Genomic DNA, 18,529 nt, shown 5'->3' with positions numbered 1-18,529 from the left:
GGGACGTAAAATTATCACCCTAAAATAAAAAGTTATTCAAATGCTGCTAACTTTTCACCGATACCTTCTTCATGCATTTTGTCTAGCCAATTCATATTAATAGGTCCGTCTAAAACTTCATAGTAGTTTCCATCATTCAAGAAATTAATTCGATGTTCATAGATAGAGGCAATTATTACATTGTCATTATCATAAACAGTAAAATTGAAGCCATTTTCTTTTGAAACATCAGGGTTCCAATCTCGGTCGGGCATTTTCTTTACCGTATATTGCTCAAGTAATGCTTCTAGACTTTCCCCAAATGCATAATGGGCCTCTTTATCTAATCTGAGGTCGTGTCCGAGAATAATGTATTCCCAATTATTCTTATTGAACTGGATGACTTCATTTAATCCTTTTTCCCGGTAATCGTTATAAGTTGTAATTGTAAGAACTGACGCTGTCAGAATAACAAGACTCGAAACAAATATTATAAAATTTTTCTTTTTCTTTAGCCCTATGCGCATGCTAAATTTAGTTGTCCATTCAGCTACGAAGGCTGTGGTTGGAATGACTACAATCACGAAAATAAAGACAAAGAAAATATTTGCAAAATTCGTTCCCCAGAATAAAAAGCGATCAGCTATAAAAAGAAAAATATAAAAATGAATGAAAAAGAGAATTGTAAAGAAAATCCAAAATAGTGCCTTACTTTTATTCACAACCTCACGCCCTTCATAAAATGGATAAATCTTCTATTAATATAGCATCAGTGGTAAATTGAGTAAAGAATACTCTGAATTAAAATTAAATACTAAACTGTGACTTAAATTGAAAAACTATGTATAATGTAGGTAAATTCAGAAAACAGATATTTAAAACTAGGTAATATGATATGCTTTAAAAGAGCGATGATTGAGAATTGAGGGGGTACTTGAAGATGACAATGAAAGAAAAAATAAATATTCTTATAGTAGATGACTTACCCGAAAATTTATTAGTCACAGAAGCTATTATTGAGAAGCCGGAATACCGACTTGTGAAAGCTAACTCAGGGGAAGAAGCGATTGAACATTTATTGAAAGAAGAGTTCGCGCTTATCTTATTAGATGTGCAAATGCCTGGGATGGATGGCTTTATGACAGCAAAAATAATTAAAGCTAGAGAAAAAACAAAACATATCCCAATTCTTTTTATTACAGCAAATAATATGGAATCGGAACATATATTTATGGGTTACTCTGTTGGTGCGATTGATTATATTTTAAAACCAGTAGATCCTTTAATTTTAAAAGCTAAAGTTGAGGGTTTTGTTGAAATATATAAAATGAAGCAGCGACTTATCATGAAGAAGAATAAATTAGAGAAAGCAAATCACGAATTAACTGAACTAACAAGGAAACTCACCATTTCAGAAACACTTGCTAATGTCATTAGTGAAACATCTAAAGATACTATGCTTGTTATAGATAATGAAGGAACCATTATTAAAACCAACCCCACAAGTATCACACAACTACAGAGTGCTGAAGAAGAACTTCTAGGATCAAATATTCGTCGATTGTTTTTGGAAGAAAAGTCAAAAGCGTTCATTGAAAATATTCTTAAGAAAGTGGAAAACAATGGATATCTAGCAGGGATGGAAAGTCGGAAAGAATTGATCATTACTAAATCTGACGGCTCGACTTTTATTTCAGATGTAAATATTGGAATCCAATTTATCCAAGGGAATATGATTATTGCCGTTACAATTAGAGATATAACACAAGAAAAAAACAGTGAAGCTCAAATTAAACATATGGCATATCATAACATTTTGACAGATTTACCAAACCGACGAGCGATAACAGAAAGATTACCTCATTATATTACAGAAGCAAAAAATACAAACCAAACATTTGGACTCTTATATTTGGACATCGACAGATTTAAATATATAAACGATTCATTGGGACAATCCACTGGAGACCGTATTCTTCAAGAGATTGCTAGTAAGCTATCGAGATATTTAAGACCAGATGATTTTCTTTCGCATCTTGGAAGCGATGAATTCGCAGTTGTTTTACCAGAAACGACAAGAGAAGCTGCGTTAGAGGTAGCGGAAACTATTATTCTTGCGTTTCAAGAACCACTTATTGTAAATAATTATGAATTACTTATTACTACAAGTATGGGACTAAGTATGTATCCGTATGATAGTGAAACAATTGATGAATTGATTCGTCACGCATACATTGCGCTCCATAAGGCAAAGGAAGCTGGGAAAAATAACTTCCATATTTATCATACTGGGATGAATATGCAAACGTACCGATCTTTTATGATGCAAAATGACTTTCATAAGGCAATTGAGAGAAATGAATTCGAGCTACACTACCAACCGCGAATTAATGTTGCAACAGGGAAAATAAGAAGTGCAGAAGCTTTATTACGCTGGAACCATCCAAACTGGGGGAATGTTTCTCCTATGGAATTTATCCCTTTAGCAGAGGATACTGGTCAAATAAATAAGATTGGTGAGTGGGTATTTCAAAGAGCTTGTGAACAAATCAAAGACTGGGATGAAAAAGGTCTCCCGCCAATTCGAATAGCCATTAATTTCTCAGCAAATGAATTCTTACAAAGAGATTTAGTTGATAGGCTGAAAGAAGTAATCACTGAAACTGGAATAGCTGCGGAAAGGCTAGAAATAGAAATTACAGAATCGATGCTTATGCAAAATGAAGAAAAAACAATAGAAAACCTAGAAAAAATTAGTGACTTAGGAATTATTATTAGCATGGATGACTTTGGTACAGGCTATTCTTCTTTACAATATTTGAACAGACTCCCGATAAATATAATTAAAATTGATAAGGTATTTATGAAGGATGTAGCGTCTGAAACGAGTGTCAATCACTCCATCACAAAAATGATTATCAACTTGGCAAAAGCTCTGGATATTTCCTTAGTGGCTGAAGGAGTCGAGACCGCAGAACAATATGAATTTCTAGGAAAATACGACTGTGAGGAAGTCCAAGGTTATTTATTTAGTCCGCCTGTTGAAGTTTTTGCTTTTGAAGAAATGGTTATAGAAGCAAGTTATAAAGCTTTTAAAACGGAAGATAACACGGTTGATTATGAAGAAAATGATAAAGGCCTTGATGAATTTATCTTTTCTGCACTTGAAGAAATAAAGAACTTACGTGGATTATCTCAAAGAGAGACTGAAGTTTTTCAAGAGATTATCGCAGGGCTTACTAATAGAGAGATTTCAGAGAAATTATATATAAGTGAACACACTGTTAAAAACCATATTTCACATATTTTTCAAAAGCTAAGTGTTACAGACCGATCACAAGCAATGGCAATGGTTTACCGCTATGTCGTCAAAAATTAGAGATTAACAGAATTAATAATAGACCTAGAAAGAAAGGAGAATGAGGAATGAAAATAAGGACAAAGTTACTTGCCGTTTTTAGTCCACTAGTTATTCTCCTTATCGCTGTTTTAATACTAGGCAGAAGCCAATCCATAAGTTTTCAGAACCTCGGTGAAACGCTAGAATCGAATTACAATTTAACCGTAATAGCAGATAGGATACAAGATGATATAAAAGATGAGGCGATTAGCTTACGAAATCTCCTCATCTACCAAGATGAAACATTAATTCAAAATGAAATTAACAAAATTGAATTATTAAATGATCAAGTGGCAGCTGACATTGAAGTGTTAAGCTCCTACGCTATAAAAAATGATAATGTTCAAATTATGAATGATTTAAGTGATCGTGTAAGCACATTGGATCAATATGAAAAACAAATTATTGATTTAGTACATACTGGAGATATAGAAAGAGCTACATTGATTATGAATCAACAGGGCAGTGAGATTCATGAAGAAATTCAAATGATTATTGGCGATTTGACAGATTTACTTGAAAGTAGAATGTATACTTCTATAGAGAATGAATCAGATTCATTTAATCGACAGGTTATATACGCTTCTATCTCTTTAGCGATAATCACTTGTGCATTTATGCTATTGTTACTCCGATTCATATGGTCATTTTCATCAAGACTTTTTCATGTAAGCCATGTCATGAGTAATATTGCCAGTGAAAATTTTGCTTTGTCTACGAAGGTTCAAGTGATAGGTGATGATGAAATAGATGATGTTGCTAAGTCGTTTAATCGGATGACAGATACACTTGAAGAAAATACGAATCGTCTGGAATTGCAAAACGAAAAATTAACAGAAGCAACTATCGCTCTTGAAGAAAAAGCCAAGGAGTTGGAGTTGGCTTCAAAATATAAGTCGGAGTTTTTAGCGAATATGTCACATGAGTTGCGGACACCATTAAATAGTATGTTAGTTTTGTCTAAGTTGTTAGCTGAAAACAAAGAAGGAACCTTGAATAGTAAGCAAATTGAATATGCCCAGACAATTCATTCATCTACAGGTGATTTACATGATATTATCAATGATATATTAGATCTATCTAAAATTGAATACGGGAATATGACAGTGGATGCAACAGAGTCGTCGGTAGAAGCGATTACTAAAGAAATGGAACTCCATTTTAAGCCAGTAGCTGAAGAGAAGGGCATTGTTTATGAAGTGATTTTACATGAAGACGTGCCAGCAATTATTTATACAGATGATAAGAAATTAAAGCAAGTACTAAGAAATTTAATTGCTAATGCAATTAAGTTCACCAATGAAGGTAAAGTTAAATTGGAAGTCTCTTTGGAAGAAAGTTCAAGTGAGTCTCCACTCTTTAAATTTTCTGTAAGTGATACAGGTATAGGGATCGCTGAGGAAAACAAAAGGCTCATCTTTCAAGCGTTTCAACAGGAGGATGGTTCAACAAGTCGCAAATACGGTGGAACAGGGCTTGGATTATCTATTAGTAAAGAAATCGTTACTTTACTTGGTGGAGAAATTATCCTTGAAAGTGAACAAGGAGTAGGCAGTGATTTTAAGGTATTTATTCGGAACTATGACAATGAAAAAAATAGCAGTATTGACCAAGCAATTAACCAAGCAAAACAGGTTTATGACGATATGAAAGTTAGATTAGGTGAGGAATACAGCAGCTTAGTTGGAAAGCATGTTTTACTTATAGATAATGATATTCAAAATATTTATAGGTTGTTAAGTATCTTTGAAGAACAAGGAGTAATGATTCAATTTGCTGCAGATGAGCAGGAAGCTTTAGATTTACTAAAAGTAAACGCGGAGATAGATTTGATATTAGTGTATGTAAAACTATTTGAAACGAATAATATGGAATTAATGAATAATATAAGAAAAATCGAAGCATACACGAACATTCCAATTGTTGTTATTGGAACAGTTGAAGAGGGTGCAAGGAGCGAAGAAATATTACGAGCAGGTGCATCTGATTTTATTAGAAGGCCAATAGAAGCAACACAGTTATTGGGAGTAATCAAGCGGTTAATAAATAATTAAATAGAAGCCTTTATTAAAAACCACAATAAAATTTAGTTTATTGTGGTTTTTTAGTTCTTTAGGATTATAAAATCTTAGTATTTGTAAAATAAGAAGGGTTTCCTATGTATAAATGCCTATAGTGATCTCAAATGAGAAGCGTGGGTGATACTAATTAAAACCGAAATGCGGGATAATTGACCTAGTTAGTAATTGGTGGAAGGAAGGGATTTAAATGATTTTAATTGCAGACGATTCGAAGTTTATGAGAACTTATTTAAAGCAAATTTTACATAAGCATGGTTTTACAAATTTTGTTGAAGCTTCTAACGGTAAAGAGGCTATTCAACTATTTAATTTACTAAAACCACGAATTACTTTATTAGACATTATAATGCCCGAAATCGATGGTTTAGAAGCTCTTCAAGAAATTAAGAAAATCAATTCAGAGGCAAAAGTGATTATGTGCTCTTCACTTGCCACAAATGAAAATAAAAAACAAGCAATAGATTTAGGGGCAAGTGACTTTGTAATAAAACCATTTTTCGAAGATTTGAATCAAATTATTTCAAGAACATTAGCTGAACCAGGAGGAGATACAATTGAGTACACTATTTTCTAGATTGCTAGGTCTATCAAAAGTTAGTTTTACTTCCGATATTGCTATAGAAGAAAAAGAAATGAATTCGAATACTAGATTACCACAGAGTTTAGTATCACCACATGAACTTGCATTAGCATTAGAGAATAAAACGTTAGAAGTATTTTATCAACCACAAGTGAATACAAATGGAACTATTCGTGCAGCAGAAGCAATCCTTCGTTGGGAACATCACGAGCAAGGTTATATAGGCAGATCACAAATTATTACAGTTGCTGAACAAACTGGACTTATCGACCAAATTTCAGAGTATTTGATAAATGAAGTCTGCTTGCAACTACGAGAATGGAAGAATAAAGAATTATCAGCACTTCCAATAACAATAAAGATGTCTCCTCTACAATTAATGCAAGAAGGATTAGTGGAATATATTAAAAGTCAACTAGATACGTATAAAATCCGCGCTTCTTTAGTAGAAATTGAAGTGACTGCGGCATCAATACATGAGGAATATTCTACGGTGCTTGCAACATTAAAAGATTTAAAAGAATTAGGTGTCCGCATTACATTGGATGTCTTTGGAACAGGCTATACATCGTTAAAATATATAAAACATTTTCATAATGACACATTAAAGATTGATCAAGCATTTATTAAAGATTTGGATGTTACAAATAAAAAAGATAAAACAATCATATCATCGATACTTCATTTAGCTAAAGAATTAGACATGGAAATTATTGCTGAAGGAGTAGAAAATCATGAACAATATCAATATTTGAAGAAAAACGAATGTAATTATATGCAAGGAATGTTATTCTCTAAACCTGTCTCACCTGATGTTTTTAAAAGGATGATTAAAAAAGGTTTTATTATGCCTAAACAGTTAGATACAAAGCCAAAAACAGAACGTAGAAAATTCTACCGACATGACTTTTTATACGCTGTCCTTGGCAAGATGACTGTGTCAGAAGTTAATAATAAAAAAGTGAACCTCGGAACAACTGAAATATTGATTAAAGATATTAGTCTAGGTGGAATGAAAATAAAGTCTAATTTAAACTTGCCTACGAATAAAAACGTTAAGTACAAATTTATCTTCAACCTTATGGATGAATCGTTTCAATTGGTTGGTCAATTGCGATGGAAAAATGAAGCAAGAGGAAATACATCTTTCTATGGCTTCGAATTTGAATTAACTCAAAATGATGAGGATCGACTAGCGGCAATTATGAACACACTTTCCAGTAGAAAAAACCAAAATAAAGAAATTCCTGGAGTGAATTACGTCTTTGAAGATACATTTTTATACCTCACCAAGGATTTATCCAAGTAAGACAGAATAGTATAGTAAATAGTTCTAGGTAACTACTATTGTTACTTAGAACTATTTTTTTCATTTATATGAGTTTGTTATAATGTTTATTATGAAGGATAATTAGGAAAACGCTTAAGCATAAGACTAGGTTTATTCAGTGGAGGTCTATAAATGAAAGTTTTAATCGCTATTGATTCATTCAAAGGAAGTATTTCTTCAATAAAAGGGAGCGAAGCAATTAGCCAGGGTATCCTAAGTGTATTTCCAGATGCTAATATTACCTCTCTGCCCCTAGCTGATGGTGGAGAGGGGACAGTTGATGCTCTCATAGAGGCTTCAGGGGGAACAAGGATTACTAAAGAAGTACAAGGACCTTTGCATAAAAAAGTAAATGCTACTTATGGGATTTCAAGTGATGGAAAAACAGCATTTATAGAAGTCGCAGCTGCATGTGGGCTGCCATTACTTTCAAAAAATGGATTAGACCCACTTAAAGCGACAACTTATGGGGTAGGTGAATTAATCCTAGATGCTTTGAAGAACGGTTGTCGTCATTTTATTATTGGTCTTGGTGGCAGTGCGACAAATGATGCAGGGGTTGGTATGCTCCAAGCGCTGGGTTTTCAATTTTTAGATGACCAAGGAAAAGAAGTTAAATTCGGCGGGGAGAGTTTAAGCCAGATTCATGCTATAAATGTCGAACAGGCAAATCCGCTTTTAAAAGAATGTCAGATTCAAGTAGCTTGTGATGTAAATAATTTCCTGCATGGTGAAAACGGTGCGGCTTACATCTTTGGGCCACAAAAAGGTGCAACATCTGAAGATATTATTTTACTTGATAATGGCTTGAGGAATTTTTCTGAAAGAGTAGAGAGTCAGTTAGGAATTGGTATTCATAGAATTGAAGGAGCAGGAGCGGCAGGTGGTCTAGGTGCTGCATTTGCTGGATTTTTGAATGCGAATCTTAAGTCTGGAATTGAGTTGATATTAGATTTTCTAGAAATGGAAAAACATATGAGAGATGCTGATTTTGTTATTACTGGTGAGGGTATGCTAGATGTGCAGACTGCTATGGGAAAAGCACCTATTGGCGTTGCTAAAATGGCCAAGCGCATTGGTATTCCTGTAATAGGATTAGCGGGAGCGATTGGAACTGAGAATTATAACCTTCAGGAAAAGGGGCTAACCTCAAGTTTTTCAATCTTGAATACTCCAATGACACTTGAAAATGCAATGGATACAACTAGAACCTTTGAAAACCTCAAATTTACTACAACACAAATATTCCAGTTGATTAAGGCTATTAAATAAAAAAGATTCTGTGCACAAGATATAGCACAAAATCTTATTCATTATGTATTTTCTGGTTTTTCATAAGTTACGTAAGTTCCAGCAATAAAATCATGAATCGCACGCTTATCACTTCGCATACCGACCATAAATGCACTGATAATGACACCAATACCTAGTGTGAATGCATAGACAAGTCCACCTACAAGGTGACGGAGCAGCATATTAACAAATGTAACATTCCCACCGTCCATTCTTACAATCCGAATGCCGAGCATATTTTTACCAATTGTGTAACCCTGCCATATGATTGGTAAAATCATGTAATATAGTAGATGTAATAGATCAAGCATAGAAACTTCTTCGACTATGAATCTATTATAAATTAAAAGTCCAATAAACCCAAAACCAATTACTGTAATCAAACCATCAAGTAAATTCGCAAAGAATCTTACCCAAAATCCTCCTGGATCATGTACCAAAATTATCTCTCCTTCTCCCATTTTTTACTCTAATTGGGATTGTAACACAAACTATTCAGAATAGCTCATGTATGGATGGGCTACTAAACTAAAAAAGTCTTACAAATGATTTTCCATCTGTAAGACTTCTGTTTATTTTAATTCTTTCGCAGTCATTTCAAAGAGTCCTGCTTCTTTTGCTGTGATGAAGGCGATGTAAACGAATGGACCAATAATTAACCCGATGACGCCACCAATGACATAACCGAAGTACATGGATAGAACTGTAGGTAAGGCAGCAAGTCCGATTGAATCTCCTAATACTTTTGGTTCTACAATTCGGCGGATTACTAACAGGACAATCGCAAGTACAATGAGTTGAATACCTGTGAAAGTACTGCCAAGAATAAGCGCAATTAGTCCCCAAGGTACCAAGACTAGCGCTGGTCCCACGTAAAGTGGAATAATATCTACGACCCAAATGACTACGGACATAATGAGTGCAACATTCGGTGAGATAAACAACAGAGCGATATAACTAAGGACGAAAATTCCGATACTGAGAATTAATTGTGCTTTCCAGTAGCCTAAGAAAACTTCACCCATACGTTTCGTAACGACTTGTAATTTTGCCGAGAAATCTGATTTGAACCAGTCAAAGAAAATCTTCTTCACTCTTGGTAATTCTAGACTAAAGAGGAAGAGAGAGATAAGAAAGAATAACAATACAAAAATTAAATTCGGAATCGCAGCAACGAGGTTTTGAACAAATGATCCAATCCCAGTAATGATTGATGTTGTGATTCCAATTGCGGTTTGCATAAAGTCACTCGATAATGTTTCTAACTCTTGTACAAGTATGTAAGCAAGCGGAAATTCTTGGATAAATTGATTGATACTTTGAATACTACTTTCGATAAATATTTCTATTTGCATGGCGTATCTTGGGATTTGGAATGCCCAGTCATAAACGATATCAAAAATTACAACGATAGCAATATAAATGAGTAGTCCACAACCAACAAGAAAAGAAAGGAAAGTAATCAGTACAGGTAGAATTCTCTTTTTCCATTTGAATTTTCGTTGCAGAAAACGAACGAAAGGCTCAAAAGTTAAAGCAATAATGAATGCTAAAATAATCGGAAAAATTTGAGAAAAGTAGATATATGTAATAACTATTGCTGCAACAGCAATCAAAGTTATAATAATTCGTTTAAAAATTACATTAGAAGTGCCCATTTATTATTTTTCACCCTCAAATCTAGTTTATTGACTAGTAAGATAGTACCTATACATACAGTATAGCAGGTTAGCTATAAAAACATCTACATGAAATCATATTAAATTAATATTAAGACTAGCGATTTAAATTTCGCGAAAAAATATTATATTTGGACGGTATAAAATTACTTTATTAATCACTAAAATTCATACTATTACTACATTTTATAACACCTTCATTAAACGATAGATTTAGCCGATATAGAGAGGGTATAGGTAAATTTTTAAAAGTAGAGAATGGGGTGACATTTTAACATGGATGGTACATATAATTATTATATTGTTGCTCTTTCTATTTTAATAGCTATTTTTGCATCTTATTCGGCAATTAATATCGCATCAAAACTTACCATTGCACATAATAAAAATAAAATATTTTGGTTATTGGCTGGAGCTATAGTTCTAGGTAGTGGCGTATGGTCCATGCATTTTATTGGTATGCTTGCATTTCATACAGGTATGGAAATGCACTATGATCCCAAGCTAACAGTATTTTCAATGTTAGCAAGTGTTGGAGCAGCTTTTATTGCGTTCTTAGTAACCATGCCAACAGAGGTAAAAGGGAATCGAATTATCTTTGGTGCATTTATTCTAGGTAGTGGAATTATAACGATGCACTATGTAGGAATGAAAGCAATGGTTGTCGAAGGAAGTCTTTCATATAATCCTTCCTGGTTTATTATTTCAGTTCTCATTGCATATACTGCTTCTTATGTAGCATTGTTTCTATTTATTCGTTTTCGTAAGGATCAAACAACGAGTGGATTAAAAATTCTATCGGCTATAGCAATGGGGATTGCAATATGTGGGATGCATTATACAGGAATGAAAGCAACAATTTTTCCAGAAGCACACTCACCAGATGGGGACTTTACAAATAATCAGTTCTTATTATATGCTGCAACAATTACAGTAGGAATTATTCTTTTTGTTACTTGGTTAATTTTCTTCGTCGAGCGACAAGTTTTACAAAATATGGCTTATGAAGATACCCTTACTGGGCTTCCGAACCGTAATGCTATGAATAGATTTTTAGATAACTACCGAAAGAAAAACGAAATTACAATTTTATTAATGGATTTGGATCAATTCAAATTTGTAAACGACTCCCTCGGGCATGATAGTGGTGATCTTTTAATAAAACAAGTAGGTGAGCGGCTTACTTCTTTTAATGCAAAAGATCAACAAGTTTATCGAATTGGCGGCGATGAATTTTTATTGACTATTAAAAGTAATGACGTGAAACGTGCAGTCAAAACAGCTGAAGAGATTTTACAGACGATAGTGAAAGTATATCAAATAGGTGAGAGTGAAGTCCATACAACTACAAGTATTGGGATTAGTATTGGCTACGTCACAAATGATGGGCAAGATCTCATGAAAACAGCGGATACAGCTTTATACACTGCAAAAAAACAAGGAAAAAATCGATATTGTCTCTATGATGAAAAGATGGGTGAAATAGAAGAACGTAGAATGCTTCTAGAAAAGGATCTTTCTTTTGCAGTAGAGAACGAAGAATTGTTTATCGAATATCAACCGAAGTGGAATATAGAATTGAATAAACTTCACGGGTTTGAAGCATTGCTGCGCTGGAAACATCCGGAATTAGGGTTAATTTCTCCTGGAGAGTTTATTCCGATAGCTGAGGAGTCAGGTTCAATTATCCCGATTACAAGGTGGGTTCTAGAAAAATCTGCAACACAGTGCGCGATTTGGGAAGAACAAGGAATCAACCAACCAATCTCTGCGAATTTATCAGCTCGTCTTTTTCATACCGATAATTTAGTCGAACAAATGGAAGAGATTATAGAAAAAGTGAATGTTAGTCCGCATCTATTAGAATTAGAGATTACAGAGTCATTAGTTTTAACGAATATAGATACTGTATTTGAACAACTACAACGTTTACGAGCAATCGGTGTTCGGATATCACTTGATGATTTTGGTTCAGGTTATTCCTCAATCGGTTTACTCGATCAAATTCCATTAGATACAATCAAACTCGACCGCTTATTTATGAATGATTTGGAGACAACTAGTAAACAAGCAATCATAAAAGCAATTATTATCATGGCGGAGCAGTTAGGGTTAGATGTAATCGCAGAAGGAATCGAAAATAAAATGCAAGTCAATTTTCTGAAAGATCTCGGCTGCCATGTCATCCAAGGGTTTTATTTTGGAAAACCAATGGGTGTGGTGCAAGCTGAAGAATGGATGAAACAAGCGAGTGAATCTAATAAAATAGGTTGAGTTCTATTTGCACAATAAAAGCATGCTCCATACTGTAGTTCGTTTACAGTGAGGGAGCATGCTTTTATTTATTCTGCTGGCTCTAGATCTTCTAGTGAAATCGTACGGCTTGACCTATTCTTACATGATTTACTGTAGCAATTGCTTAAAGATATTGTTGATTCTATTGGTAAAGTAAGATTGATAGTCGCTTTCTTTTAATACTATTTAAGTTTTATTTTTAACAGTTATAAAAGCGCATCTATTTCAGGAAATATCTTTACCTTTAACGATAGCCTTTAAGTTTCTTGTTTTCTTTAGTTGATTATTAACTATATTAGAACTTTGATTGATATTAATAAATTCTCCATTGATAAAAATAATGAAACAATCATTTTTTCCATAACCCTTTTTAATAGCATGGACATGGTGTTCTACAATCCAACAACATTCAAAGTGTTTCACTGCGTGAGTCGGAAACATAAAGATTGAATTCAAACAGATGGGGATTGGAACTTTTCGCATATATCCTGTATCTTGTTGAACAGTAAATTTACGAGACTCATAGGAACTATAGTTTCTAATCAAATTATCTTTGATTAATTTTAAAGCAGGATCTACTACGAATAACTTCTTATTAGGTTCCCAAACTGTTGTCTGATAATCAGTATTTTTTCCAGGGAATAAACCAATTGTACTTGTGTTGATATTGTAGTACGGCAAAATGTTTTTCATAAAAATTCTCCTTTTATAAGTAGTTGTAAGATTACTGCATAAATTACTGCATTTCCTAAAAATAAATATAAATGTAAGAATTTTGAGTCTTTATACATATTATAATATACCTAGTAAAAATGCACCTTAAATAGCGTTCTTCTTAAATAATCGCTATTTCTGACAGCATTCGACTTAAATTTAGCTGGATTTATCTACAAAACGACACCAATGTCTAAAGAAAATGGGTGTAGTGCAAATTAGCAGTTTTGCAAAAAAATCGGTGATTTTCTATATTAAAGTCAGAGGGGAATAATTATTTTGTTATAAATTTTCAGGAGGAATAGGAAGATGAAAGTGAATACAAAAACTACTTTTGAAGAGATTGTAAAACAAAATGAAAAACGGATTTATTACCAGCTAAGGCGACTGGGAATCAGAGATTACGAGGGAGAATTTTATGCGGAAGGACTGTATGCCATGTGGATGGCATATGAGAAGTATGATGTGAATAAAGGCCCAATGGCAACTTATTTTAGCTTCAGCATACGTAATCGGATGATAGATTTGATACGTAAAAAAGTTAATGAAAGAGAGAAAGAAGAGATAGTTATTAAAGAAGTAAGTCAAATAAACGAAAGAATTTTCACTAGTGCTATAGAGGAAAATTCCATAACGTCTTTAAACAACCAAGTTCCTAATGATTCATTTTGGCGACAGGTCTTCTCCACGTTAACGATGAAACAAAAAAAGTGGGTATATTATGCAGTTATTTGCGATCTCTCGCAGAAAGAAATCGCTGAGAAAGAGGGGGTTACTGTTGAAGCAGTCAAGGGTTGGTCTAAAGAAGCGAAAAGGAAGCTTAGGAAATTGTGGCTGGATTTGGAGCAGATGAGTCTACTTTAACTTTTGAGGATGCCAACTTCATGTTAGTCTCGTGTTCAGACTTTGTAAATTATTTAATTTCAAAGTTCGCAAACGCAGGATAAAATTAGAAAAAAGTACATTTATAAATTTCAATAGTTCCTAATCTAGTCAAGTTATGATGTCAGACACACCACAATATACTAATCTATTTTATGAAATGCGAATGTAAAGCAATACATTAAGCGTTGCTGATTAACTATAAACATAGAGATCCTATAGTAGTTAGTCTGCTGGCTCTCTTTTGTGTTTCTCGCATCATTTAATTTTTTTGGTTTCTTATAATATCTGCAAATTGGATACTTAATAATAAACTGAGAAAGCTTACTAAAAAAGGAACTTATGTTCTCTTTATGTTATAATATTTTTAGTGTAATAAGGCTTTTATGGGTGGTGGCTCGCTTTCTTTCTTTTTCATAGGAAAGGAGGCGACGTCTATGACAGTATTTCAATCAATTTATTTAATGCTTGTTTTCGGAGCGTTGATTATTGCGATAATGTCAAACAAAAAGAAATAACCACCCTTAAAGCTTAAACGAGCAATGGGTAGGTTATTTCTTCTACTTGTGCGAGTCGCCCCCCCTTAAAGGGCTATTACACGCTAGAGCTCTTCATGTATCCGCATGAGGAGCTCTTTTCTTATTCTATTACCTTCTAATTTAAGTATACCCTATTTTAAAAAGAAAATAAACCTTATATTACTATCGAATCGTGTCACTTAACTCTGTTCACTCTTCAATCCCAGCAACACCAAATCCACCTGGTCCTGCATGTGTAGATATAACAGCTCCAGCTTCCATCCACTTTATATTTTGAAAACCATGTTCTTTAGCAATTTCGGTCATATGCTTTTTAATTTTTTCATCAAGACCAACGGAGTAGATTAAATAAAGTTGATCTTTATTAATATTATATTGTTGTAAATAATCACGTAACAGCTTTTCAGCAACTACACTCATTTTTCCACGATATTTTTTATTCGACAAGAGCACACCTTCAATTAGTTCGATGCGAGGTAATAATTTTAAAAGAGATCCCCCTATAAAAGCCAAATTACTTACACGTCCACCAGCTTTTAGAAATTCTAAATTTCCAGGAACAAAAGCAAGTCGTGATTTAGGAACAATAGCTTTTATTTTTTCTGTTAATGATTCAGCTGATATCGTTGGATCGGCTTCTAATAAAGTGGCAGCATACACCACAACTGCAGTTAAACCACCGGTAACATTGAGTGCATCAATCAGAATTAGATTATCAAATTCTTTAGACGCTTGTACTGCGTTTTGAAAGGAAGAAGAAGCTTTTGACGTGTAACCGATATGAATAATCGTACAATCTGGAAAGCTCTCATTTACTTCCTTGAAGAAATGTTGATATTCATGTGTGTTTGTAGCAGTTGTAGTAGGTATCTTCTTGGTGCGATCATGATAATCAAAAATCTCTGGAACGGGTAAGAACCCATCTAAGTGATCCTTGCCATCCATAATAATATGCATAGGAACAGTTTGTATATTGTACTTTAAAGCTAAATCTTCTGGTAAGTCCGCGCCGCTTTCTGTCGTTAAAATAATTTTCTTCATTTAATATCTCCCTTTAAAATAATCGGCCTCCGCCTTGTATCTTTATCCTAATATACAGTAAAGTATATTAAGTGGGAAGAGTATAAAAAAAAGATGCAACATGGGGACGGTTCTCATGTTGCATAACATAAAGGTGGTAAACTTTTGAATCATATTATTTTTGGTGCGGCTGCAGCTGGCAGTTTGAAACATGCTTTGCGTAAGAAAGACCATCAAGTTATTGAATTTCCTATTGATTTTTCTGTGGGGCCAATTGCTAACATTCATGAGGAAATTGGGGTAAATCAATATTTCTCTTGGTTAAAGTCTTCTTTTCTTGTAGGACGTGAAATGTTAGATAATAACAGAACTATTTATCTAAATTCGTTGCAACAGTTATTGAAACTAGAAGATGGTGAGCAAGTTACAATATGGACTTCTGAAAATGCAGCTGAGCAAATAGGGTTAAGAATTAGCTGTTATTTATTAAAAGATAAAAATATCGAGTTGAGTTTTGTGAATACATTTCATGCGATGACTGATTATACAAAACATATGGAAGTCAAAGTGGATATTCGACATACAGGTGAATGTAGCACGGAGCAGCTCTTGCAGTTTTATGAACACTCAAACTTACCGATACTAGAGAAAAAGAGAATTGAGTATGAACAAGAAGGAGAAATGTTGCTAAATACTAGTAGCATTGTGCGCACCTGGAGAAATGAAGAAATCGTGCATGAAGAAGAGACAAGAGATGATTCATTTATATTGGAAAGTGTTAAAAAGCTACATCATGCAAGAGGAAATCAAGAGTTTATAAATGCAACACGCGTAATTGGTGAAGTAATTGGTAATTCAGAGCTGCCAATATCCGATTCTTGGATTGAGTATAGAATCCGCGCACTCATTCATTCAAAAAAATTAGCTTTTGAAGGTGACCATCAATCGATGAGACGTTATAAAATAAAACTTTTTTGAAACATGGGGACGGTTCTCACGTTGCACTCGGGGTGCAACACGAGAACCGTCCCCATGTTGCATTCATCTTTTGATTTGTTCGTCATATTTTAATTCTAGTTCTCTTATATACGTAGGGGAAAGACCGTGTTTTTTTGCTTGAAATAATGTTTCTTTTAGATATTTTTCTGAGAAACTAGCCATACCGTTTTCCCTCCTTTTAAAATAGGTCTACCTTTTTCCGAAAAATTAAAACGTGATTTGTTTAACAATATTATTACAAAATAAAATCTTTAGGATATTTGTCATGCTATAACGCCAAAATACTAATATAAGAAAGGAGGTACATCATGACCCCAAGACCTAAAGGACCGAAGCAACAAAAGAAACCAGACCTTCCACAAAGTCCAGTTCAGCCTTATGGGGAGCCATTGCAAGGCTCGAAAAAGGTGAAAAATGCGAATCACTCGAGACAAAATCATAATCCAAATCATGGAATGTAGAAATGTTTATCGTTTCCCACCTGTCTAAAAAGAAGGGTGGGAAATATTTCATGCAGGCTAAGTTTATTGTATGATAAGCAGCAAAGGAGGTTTTCATATGCAAGTGAGAATTGAATTAACATACATAACGAAGAATGGAATAACAACTAGTTTCAGTTCCAACGAGATGCAAGCAGGAGAAGCGCTTATTATTGCTGAGGATATTGAGAGAACTGGTCGAATGAAACAATTGGATTTTATTGATGATCAGGGAGTAACTTGGACAACTAAAGAATTAAAAAAATATATGCAGGAAATTAAAACAGAGCCTCATAACATTGAAGTATACTTTGATGGTGGATTTAACCCGGAAAGAAATTTAGCCGGGTTAGGATTTGTAATTTATTATGAACAGAATCAGAAAAAGTATCGAATTCGTGAAAATGCATTGGTAGAAGGAATTTTAAATAATAACGAAGCAGAATATGCTGCACTACATTTAGCACTGAAAGCCTTAGAATTATTAGATGTAAAGAATATACCAGTAATTTTTGTAGGTGACTCGAAAGTTGTTATTAATCAACTGAGCGAGGAGTGGGCTGCTTATGAAAAATTCCTAATAAAGTGGATGGACCGGATAGAAGCGAAAATAGACAAGCTAGGTATCAAACCTACGTATAAAGAAGTTTCACGTAAATTAAATCGTGAAGCAGACCATCTAGCGACACAGGCTCTTCAAGGAATTGAAATTTCTAGTCAGAGTGAGCTAGAGTAGGTGCAATCTAATGTTGCTAAAACGATACCTAAAAGAAAATTCAAAATGAAGTCTATACAGGACTGTATGAGTGAAGAACCTGCAAGCTTAACATCAGACGATCCAGACGGAAATATAATTTTAATTGATTAACATAGATAGTGTCTGAGTTAAAATTAAAATGCCATGAGAAGCGAGTGCTTCTCATGGTGTTTTCTATAATTTAAAAGCTAGGGAAGACGTTTTTTATTACTCTGCCAATAGTCATTTGCGGCAGCAACTGTTTGAAAATGAATTGCAATTACTTGCGATATAGAAATTAAACTATCAGGATCTCTCGAATACTTTGGTCGTAATTTCTTTCTAATGTCAGCAGAAGGTTGGGTGTATTCCACACCTTTCTGCGCAAGCTTAATCGCTAATTCATATCCTTCCTGTGGTGTCCTAGTCTTTAAACTCGGAAGCCAATTCTTCATCTAACCATCTCCTCAAAAACCCATTTCTATAGTGTATAGAAATAATAGAAAAGATGTGCAACAAGGGG

Annotated in this window: 18 protein-coding genes; 12 read left to right on the top strand and 6 right to left on the bottom strand. The window is 34.0% G+C overall.

Annotation, left to right across the window (positions count from 1 at the left end):
- Positions 1 to 32: 32 nt before the first annotated feature.
- Positions 33 to 701: a hypothetical protein gene (locus ACXYMZ_RS11035; protein WP_458948460.1), complete on the bottom strand. Its 669-nt coding sequence runs from the start codon at positions 699 to 701 to the stop codon at positions 33 to 35.
- 218 nt (positions 702 to 919) lie between these two features.
- Between ACXYMZ_RS11035 and ACXYMZ_RS11030 the strand changes: the two genes are divergently transcribed.
- The 5 genes from ACXYMZ_RS11030 (at position 920) to ACXYMZ_RS11010 (ending at position 8,642) form a co-directional block, all read left to right on the top strand.
- Entirely contained in the window at positions 920 to 3,358 is a 2,439-nt protein-coding gene (locus tag ACXYMZ_RS11030) for an EAL domain-containing protein (RefSeq protein ID WP_458948459.1), read from the top strand.
- 47 nt (positions 3,359 to 3,405) lie between these two features.
- Positions 3,406 to 5,433 (top strand): ATP-binding protein, encoded by a 2,028-nt coding sequence (locus ACXYMZ_RS11025; RefSeq protein WP_458948458.1) that lies wholly within the window; start codon positions 3,406 to 3,408, stop codon positions 5,431 to 5,433.
- Positions 5,434 to 5,647: 214 nt separating this feature from the next.
- The gene (locus ACXYMZ_RS11020) at positions 5,648 to 6,034 is read left to right on the top strand and encodes a response regulator (protein ID WP_458948457.1); all 387 of its coding nucleotides are present in this window, start codon (positions 5,648 to 5,650) and stop codon (positions 6,032 to 6,034) included.
- Positions 6,015 to 7,349, top strand: coding sequence for an EAL domain-containing protein (locus tag ACXYMZ_RS11015; protein ID WP_458948456.1), 1,335 nt, complete (start codon positions 6,015 to 6,017; stop codon positions 7,347 to 7,349). Before ACXYMZ_RS11020 ends, ACXYMZ_RS11015 begins: the two co-directional genes overlap by 20 nt.
- A gap of 153 nt (positions 7,350 to 7,502) precedes the next feature.
- On the top strand, positions 7,503 to 8,642 hold the full coding sequence (locus ACXYMZ_RS11010; protein ID WP_458948455.1) for a glycerate kinase: 1,140 nt from the start codon (positions 7,503 to 7,505) through the stop codon (positions 8,640 to 8,642).
- 41 nt (positions 8,643 to 8,683) lie between these two features.
- On the opposite strand, the gene ACXYMZ_RS11005 is transcribed toward ACXYMZ_RS11010, so the two are convergent.
- Together ACXYMZ_RS11005 and ytvI are read right to left on the bottom strand one after the other, a co-directional pair.
- Positions 8,684 to 9,106, bottom strand: coding sequence for an RDD family protein (locus ACXYMZ_RS11005; protein WP_458948494.1), 423 nt, complete (start codon positions 9,104 to 9,106; stop codon positions 8,684 to 8,686).
- A gap of 129 nt (positions 9,107 to 9,235) precedes the next feature.
- Positions 9,236 to 10,321 carry a sporulation integral membrane protein YtvI gene (gene ytvI / locus ACXYMZ_RS11000; RefSeq protein ID WP_458948454.1) on the bottom strand — a complete coding sequence of 362 codons (1,086 nt, stop codon included), beginning with the start codon at positions 10,319 to 10,321 and terminating at the stop codon, positions 9,236 to 9,238.
- Between the two features lie 297 nt (positions 10,322 to 10,618).
- Here ytvI and ACXYMZ_RS10995 point away from each other — a divergent pair, with 297 nt between their 5' ends.
- On the top strand, positions 10,619 to 12,616 hold the full coding sequence (locus ACXYMZ_RS10995; protein ID WP_458948453.1) for a bifunctional diguanylate cyclase/phosphodiesterase: 1,998 nt from the start codon (positions 10,619 to 10,621) through the stop codon (positions 12,614 to 12,616).
- 246 nt (positions 12,617 to 12,862) lie between these two features.
- Here ACXYMZ_RS10995 and ACXYMZ_RS10990 read toward each other — a convergent pair whose 3' ends face one another.
- The gene (locus ACXYMZ_RS10990) at positions 12,863 to 13,330 is read right to left on the bottom strand and encodes a competence protein ComK (protein WP_458948452.1); all 468 of its coding nucleotides are present in this window, start codon (positions 13,328 to 13,330) and stop codon (positions 12,863 to 12,865) included.
- Positions 13,331 to 13,660: 330 nt separating this feature from the next.
- Between ACXYMZ_RS10990 and ACXYMZ_RS10985 the strand changes: the two genes are divergently transcribed.
- Positions 13,661 to 14,215, top strand: coding sequence for a sigma-70 family RNA polymerase sigma factor (locus tag ACXYMZ_RS10985; RefSeq protein ID WP_458948451.1), 555 nt, complete (start codon positions 13,661 to 13,663; stop codon positions 14,213 to 14,215).
- Between the two features lie 404 nt (positions 14,216 to 14,619).
- On the top strand, positions 14,620 to 14,751 hold the full coding sequence (locus ACXYMZ_RS10980) for a putative holin-like toxin (protein ID WP_458948450.1): 132 nt from the start codon (positions 14,620 to 14,622) through the stop codon (positions 14,749 to 14,751).
- Between the two features lie 210 nt (positions 14,752 to 14,961).
- Here ACXYMZ_RS10980 and ACXYMZ_RS10975 read toward each other — a convergent pair whose 3' ends face one another.
- The gene (locus ACXYMZ_RS10975; RefSeq protein ID WP_458948449.1) at positions 14,962 to 15,813 is read right to left on the bottom strand and encodes a DegV family protein; all 852 of its coding nucleotides are present in this window, start codon (positions 15,811 to 15,813) and stop codon (positions 14,962 to 14,964) included.
- A gap of 144 nt (positions 15,814 to 15,957) precedes the next feature.
- Between ACXYMZ_RS10975 and ACXYMZ_RS10970 the strand changes: the two genes are divergently transcribed.
- The 4 genes from ACXYMZ_RS10970 (at position 15,958) to ACXYMZ_RS10955 (ending at position 18,138) form a co-directional block, all read left to right on the top strand.
- Positions 15,958 to 16,770, top strand: coding sequence for a DUF1835 domain-containing protein (locus ACXYMZ_RS10970; protein WP_458948447.1), 813 nt, complete (start codon positions 15,958 to 15,960; stop codon positions 16,768 to 16,770).
- Between the two features lie 329 nt (positions 16,771 to 17,099).
- Positions 17,100 to 17,252: a small acid-soluble spore protein P gene (locus tag ACXYMZ_RS10965; protein WP_458948446.1), complete on the top strand. Its 153-nt coding sequence runs from the start codon at positions 17,100 to 17,102 to the stop codon at positions 17,250 to 17,252.
- A 97-nt stretch (positions 17,253 to 17,349) separates the two neighbouring features.
- Positions 17,350 to 18,006 (top strand): reverse transcriptase-like protein, encoded by a 657-nt coding sequence (locus ACXYMZ_RS10960; protein ID WP_458948445.1) that lies wholly within the window; start codon positions 17,350 to 17,352, stop codon positions 18,004 to 18,006.
- The gene (locus ACXYMZ_RS10955) at positions 18,007 to 18,138 is read left to right on the top strand and encodes a hypothetical protein (protein ID WP_458948444.1); all 132 of its coding nucleotides are present in this window, start codon (positions 18,007 to 18,009) and stop codon (positions 18,136 to 18,138) included.
- A 77-nt stretch (positions 18,139 to 18,215) separates the two neighbouring features.
- On the opposite strand, the gene ACXYMZ_RS10950 is transcribed toward ACXYMZ_RS10955, so the two are convergent.
- Entirely contained in the window at positions 18,216 to 18,461 is a 246-nt protein-coding gene (locus ACXYMZ_RS10950; protein ID WP_458948443.1) for a hexameric tyrosine-coordinated heme protein, read from the bottom strand.
- Between the last annotated feature and the right edge of the window lie 68 nt (positions 18,462 to 18,529).

This window comes from Oceanobacillus sp. CAU 1775, assembly GCF_054482815.1.
Note: the sequence above shows the minus strand (reverse complement) of the source record. Positions and strands in the feature narration are given on the sequence as shown.